The sequence below is a fragment of the Humidesulfovibrio sp. genome, assembly GCF_035560995.1.
Classification (GTDB): domain Bacteria; phylum Desulfobacterota; class Desulfovibrionia; order Desulfovibrionales; family Desulfovibrionaceae; genus Humidesulfovibrio.
The window spans coordinates 1-4,093 of the sequence record NZ_DATMYK010000253.1 but is presented as its reverse complement, the minus strand read 5'-3'; the positions used below and the strand labels follow the sequence as shown (position 1 = coordinate 4,093).

The following is a 4,093-nucleotide window of genomic DNA, read 5'->3' as shown; positions in this document are numbered from 1 at the left end:
TCGGCTTTGGCGCGGGCATGGTGCGCATCGACCTGGGCAGCCTTTCGGCCACCGAGAAGGACGACAAGGGCGAGCCCGTCCTGGAGACCCGCGAACGCCTGGTCATGCGCCCCGAGGCCTTTCTGCAGATGCTGATCGCCTTCGACCACATGGCCAAGCGCCTGGCGGACGCCAACATCCTGCCGCAGAATCCCCCGGCGCAGGGCGGCCAGTAGCCGCCGACCCGCCGACTCGACCAGAAAAAAAGGCCGTCTCCGCCAGGTTGGTTCCTGACGGGGCGGCCTTTTCCCTTCGCCTGCGGCGCGTAAACGCCCGGCGTTACACCTTCACTTCATAGCCCAGTTGCACCAGATCGGCGCGCTGCCCGCCACGGATGCCGAAGTTCTCGCGCGGCTGTTCGATGAGCCGGATGAACACGTCGTTCTTGTCCATGCCCAGGCCCTCCAGCGCCCGCACGATCTCGGCGTAAAGCAGGCCTTTGGTCTCCGGCGTCCGGCCCTCGAAAAGCGCGATCTCGATGAGCGTGAAGCGCGGGCTCTTGCCCTCGGGCAGCAGCCATTCGTCCGGCTCGTGCTCGCACAGGCGCAGGTAGCGGTCGTGCGGGGGCAGCTTGAGGCCTGTGACGATGGCCTGTTGCACGGCCTCCATGAGGGCGCGCTTCTCTGCGTTTGTGCGGCCTTTTACGGTGCTGACAAGGGTGACGGGCATGGCGGTCTCTCTCTTTCTGGCGGCCTACGTGGCCTACAGCTTGGCCATGCCGGTAGCCGGGACGCATTGTTCCAGCGCGTGGGCCGCCTGCAGCATGCGCGCCTCGTCGAAGGCGCGCCCGGTGAGCTGAAGACCGACAGGCATGCCGGTCTCGCGGCCCAGGCCAACCGGCAGGCTCATGCCCGGCAGGCCGGCCAGGTTGGTGCTGATGGTGAAGATGTCCATGAGGTACATCTGCAGGGGATCGCTTGTCATTTCGCCCACCTTGAAGGCCGTGGTGGGGCACACCGGCCCGGCCAGCAGGTCGCACTGCGAGAGTGCGGTGTCGAAATCCTGGCGGATGAGGCGGCGCACCTGCGCGGCCTTGCGGTAGTAGGCGTCGTAATAGCCGGAGGAAAGCACGTAGGTGCCCAGGATGATGCGGCGCTGGACCTCGTCGCCAAAGCCCTCGGTGCGGCTTCGCACGTACATGTCCATGAGGTCCGCCGGGTTCTGGGCCCGGTGGCCGTAACGCACGCCGTCGAAGCGGGCCAGGTTGGAGCTCGCCTCGGCCACGGCGATGATGTAGTACACCGCGATGGCGTACTGCGAGAGCTTCAACTGCACGGGAACGGTTTTTGCGCCCAGTTCCTCGGCCTTTTTCACGGCCGCTCCGCAGGCTTCGGCCACTTCGGGCGAGAGCCCCTTGTCCCAGTATTCAGAGGGCAGGCCGATGGTCAGGCCTTTCAGGTCTCCCTTTGCGGACAGCGCGGCCAGGTAGTCGGGCACGGGCGCATTCACGCTGGTGGAGTCGCGTTCGTCGTGCCCGGCGATGACCTGGAGCATGCGCGCCGCGTCCTCGACGCTTCTGGCCATGGGACCGATCTGGTCCAGCGACGAGGCGTACGCCACCATGCCGAAGCGCGACACGCGGCCGTAGGTGGGCTTGACGCCCACGATGCCGCAGAAGCTGGCGGGCAGGCGGATGGAGCCGCCCGTGTCGGTGCCGAGCGCACCAAAGCACTGTCCTGCCGCCACGGTCGCGCCGGAGCCGCCGCTGGAACCGCCGGGCACCCGTGCCAGATCCCAGGGGTTCTTGGTGGCGCAGTAGGCGGAATTCTCCGTGGTGGAGCCCATGGCGAACTCGTCCATGTTGGCCTTGCCCAACAGGATCGCTCCGGCGTCCTTCAGGCGGGCCACGGCCGTGGCGTCGTACACGGGGCGGAAATTCTCAAGGATCTTGGAGCCGCAGGTGGTGGTCACGCCCTTTGTGGCCAGCACGTCTTTCACCACCAGGGGCACGCCCCACAGGGGTTTGGAGGCGTCCGGCCCCTGAGCGTCCAGGGCTTTGGCCTGGGCGCGGGCTTCCTCGGCCTGCACGGAGAGCAGGGCCTGCACCTTGGGTTCGGTTTCGGCGATGCGGGTGAGCGCGGCCTCGGTTGCTTCGGCGGCGCTGACGGTCTTGTCCGCAAGGGCTTTGCGGACCTCGGAAAGGGTCATCTGCGTAAGTTCGGGCATGTGGTGTATCCGTGGGGAATTATTGTGTCGGCTTCGGCGCTTACACGATGCGCGGCACGATGAAGAAACTGCCGTCGGTTTCGGGCGCGTTTTTCAGGATGTCCTCGCGGGAGTAGTCCTTTTTGACTACGTCGTCGCGCATGACGCTCACCTGGTCCACCGGGGTGTACATGGGCTCCACGCTCGCCGTGTCCAACTCGGCAAGCTTGTCCATGTAGCCCAGGATGTCGTCCAGCTGTTCGGCATACTGGCCGATCTTGGCCTCTGTCAGGTCGAGCCGGGCCAGCTTGGCCACCTTGGCCACTTCTTCGGGGCTGATCTTCATTGCTGCTCCTTAATCCTTCACGTCCTGGGTCAGGCTGCCGGAGCCGCCCGCCCTCTTGTTCTTTTGAATTTCGCGCGACATGACCAGCCGCTTCTCGCGGCGGTCCTTGCTCTTCTGGATGCTGGCGCGCATGGAGTCGGCGTCGATGAGGGCCTTGCCCTCCTTGCGCGGGGTGAACAGGTACAGGTTCTGCCGGGCCACGCCTTCCGCGTTCCAGCTCACCGGGGCCATGCTGTAGTCCAGGTCCTTAAGTCCCGCAAGGCGCGCGTTCACCGCCGCGGGGGTCCAGCCCTCGCCCAGGCCCAGGCGGTTGGCGAGGCGGACGAAATCATAGCCCAGAGCCACCCAGAAGTCGGCCTGGCCCAGGTTCTGCTCGTCCATGACGCCCTGCAGGGCGCGGCCGCCATTGGTTTCCGGCCACCAGGCGCCGGGGCAGGCGGCCTGCTGGAAGTAGGTGTCGTCCACGTCCTTGGCATTGTCGAGCCCCACGCTCCAGAGGTCCGTGCCCAGGAACAGCAGGTGCTGGCCTTCGAAGAAGTGGAAGTTCGAGGCGAGCAGCTCGGCCTGGCCCCAGTCCTCGGGCATGAACACCGCGCCGAAGTCCGGCATGGGCAGGGGCATGTTCTTGTTGTGGCGGAAGCCCTCCGGGATCTTGAGCAGCCTGCTCACGCTGTTCAGCCAGCGCGGGTGGTCGTCGGGCGGGTAGGTTTCGCTGGCGGCCACGCGTACGCCCTTGGCCTTGGCCTCGGCCTGGAAGACCTCGGCCATGCGCTGGCCGTAGCGGTTCTTGGGGGCCAGCACGGCCACGGAGCGGATGCCCAGTTGGGTGGCGGTGAGGTCGATGAGGGCGCGGGCCTGGTCCTGGAAGCTGGGGTAGAAGCGCCAAGCCTGCTTGCCTTCCTGCACCGGGGCCAGGTCGGGCTGGAAGGCGAACACGGCGCGCCGGGTCACGGTGCCGTCGGCCGCCAGGGACCGCAGGGCCTCCACGTTCAGAAGCGGGCCGCCCACGGTGGCCACCCCCGCCGGAAGGGCGGAAAGCTGTTCGCGCCAGTCGGCGGAATCGGCGTTGATGACGGTGATCTCCACCTTGCGACCTTGCTTGGCCAGGCGCTTCTGGGCGGCGCCGGCGCCGCGCAGCACCTTCTGCCCCGTGGCGGCGAAGCGCCCGGTGAGCGGCAGCACCAGGGCCAGCCTGGTCACGCCGTCGCCAGCCGGAACGAGGGCCAAGGGCTGGTCGCTTTGCTGGCGCGTGGCGTTTTGGGCCAGCAGCGGGCCGGGAAGCGGCACCGACATCGCGTTTGGCGCGGTTGTGGGAGCGGCGGTCGGCTGAATGGCAGGCTGGGGCGTCGTCAAAATGGCGGCGGGTGCAGCGGCGTAGACGGCCGGAACGAAACCTGCGCCCATTCCTGCGCGCAAGCCCCGGCGGGCCAGTTCGCGCTGGATGACGGCCTGGGGGAACATCTTGCTGTTCGGCCCGGCGGCGCGCGCCAGGGCCACAAGCTGCTCCTCCGGCAGGTCCAGCAGCGAGGTGGCGTACAGGCCCTGCAAAAGAAGCTTCGAGGC

The 4,093-nt window shown here is 67.4% G+C and carries 5 protein-coding genes; 1 reads left to right on the top strand and 4 read right to left on the bottom strand.

Translation table 11 applies throughout. From position 1 onward, the window contains the following. Nucleotides 1–215 (top strand): hypothetical protein (locus VN419_RS09920; RefSeq protein ID WP_325647019.1); only part of this gene is annotated, 215 nt, incomplete at its 5' end. Nucleotides 216–318: 103 nt separating this feature from the next. Here VN419_RS09920 and VN419_RS09915 read toward each other — a convergent pair. The 4 genes from VN419_RS09915 to VN419_RS09900 form a co-directional block, all read right to left on the bottom strand. After that, nucleotides 319–708, bottom strand: coding sequence for a tautomerase family protein (locus VN419_RS09915; RefSeq protein WP_325647017.1), 390 nt, complete (start codon nt 706–708; stop codon nt 319–321). Between the two features lie 33 nt (nt 709–741). Beyond that, a complete protein-coding gene (gene gatA, locus VN419_RS09910; protein WP_325647015.1) occupies nt 742–2,205 on the bottom strand; it encodes an Asp-tRNA(Asn)/Glu-tRNA(Gln) amidotransferase subunit GatA in 1,464 nt (487 codons plus the stop codon). Between the two features lie 40 nt (nt 2,206–2,245). Further along, nucleotides 2,246–2,530 (bottom strand): Asp-tRNA(Asn)/Glu-tRNA(Gln) amidotransferase subunit GatC, encoded by a 285-nt coding sequence (gene gatC / locus VN419_RS09905; RefSeq protein ID WP_325647013.1) that lies wholly within the window; start codon nt 2,528–2,530, stop codon nt 2,246–2,248. Between the two features lie 9 nt (nt 2,531–2,539). Beyond that, nucleotides 2,540–4,093 (bottom strand): penicillin-binding protein activator (locus VN419_RS09900; protein ID WP_325647011.1); only part of this gene is annotated, 1,554 nt, incomplete at its 5' end.